This window comes from Vibrio sp. 2096 (assembly GCF_033339595.1).
In the GTDB taxonomy this organism is placed as follows: Bacteria; Pseudomonadota; Gammaproteobacteria; order Enterobacterales; family Vibrionaceae; genus Vibrio; species Vibrio alginolyticus.
This window is the reverse complement of sequence record NZ_JAWOUX010000116.1, coordinates 1-1,010: the sequence shown is the minus strand read 5'-3', so window position 1 is coordinate 1,010 and position 1,010 is coordinate 1. Positions and strand designations below refer to the sequence as shown.

Annotated in this window: 1 protein-coding gene; it reads left to right on the top strand. The window is 51.0% G+C overall.

The features are described 5' to 3' along the window. On the top strand, window positions 1–1,010 hold a 1,010-nt coding region (locus tag R7Q41_RS24450; protein ID WP_318144763.1), incomplete at both ends, for an efflux RND transporter permease subunit.

The window sequence follows — 1,010 nt, the reverse complement described above, 5'->3', positions numbered from 1 at the left end:
AAAATACTGCCAGAACATAAGAACCCTGTTAACCGTGGTCTGGTTGCGCTGTATCGTCCATTGCTTAATCTGAGCTTGAAATATCCGAAAGCGATGATCGTACTGGCGCTCGGCCTATTAGCATCGGCGTACTACCCAACTAGCCAACTAGGCAGCGAATTCATCCCACCATTGGATGAAGGCGATTTGATGTACATGCCGACCACCTACCCGGGCATTTCCATCGGTAAAGCACGTGAGTTGGTTCAGCAAACGAACAAGCTGATCAAAACCGTACCGGAAGTCAAAACGGTTTGGGGCAAGATTGGCCGTGCAGAAACCGCCACCGACCCTGCACCACTCACCATGATTGAAACGGTAATTCAGCTCAAACCTCATGACCAATGGCGTGAAGGCGTGACCACAGAGTCATTGCGCAAAGAGTTCGACAATCTCGTGCAGTTCCCGGGGCTAACCAACGCGTGGGTAATGCCGATCAAAACGCGTATCGACATGCTTGCGACGGGCATTAAGACGCCAATCGGGATCAAAATCGCAGGCCCAGACCTGAAAGAGATCGAAAAGATTGGTGCACAGTTAGAACCTATCTTGAACAACGTTCGCGGCACTTCATCGGTTTATGCCGAGCGTGTAGCCGGTGGCCGTTATGTAACAATCGACATTAAACGCCGCGCTGCTGCGAGATATGGATTAAGCATCAAAGACGTTCAGCAAGTCATCTCAACCGCTGTCGGTGGTATGAATGTTGGAGAAACCATTGAAGGCTTGGAACGCTACCCGATTAACGTTCGCTACCCGCAAGACTACCGTGACTCTGTGGTTAAGCTGCAAAACTTACCGCTAGTGACACCAAATGGAGCGCGTATCGCACTCGCTGATGTCGCTGACATTCGTTACGAAGACGGTCCGCCGATGATCAAAACCGAAAACGCACGTCCTAACGGCTGGGTGTTTGTGGATATCGATGGCCGAGACCTTGGTTCTTATGTGGTGGAAGCGCAGCAAGCAGT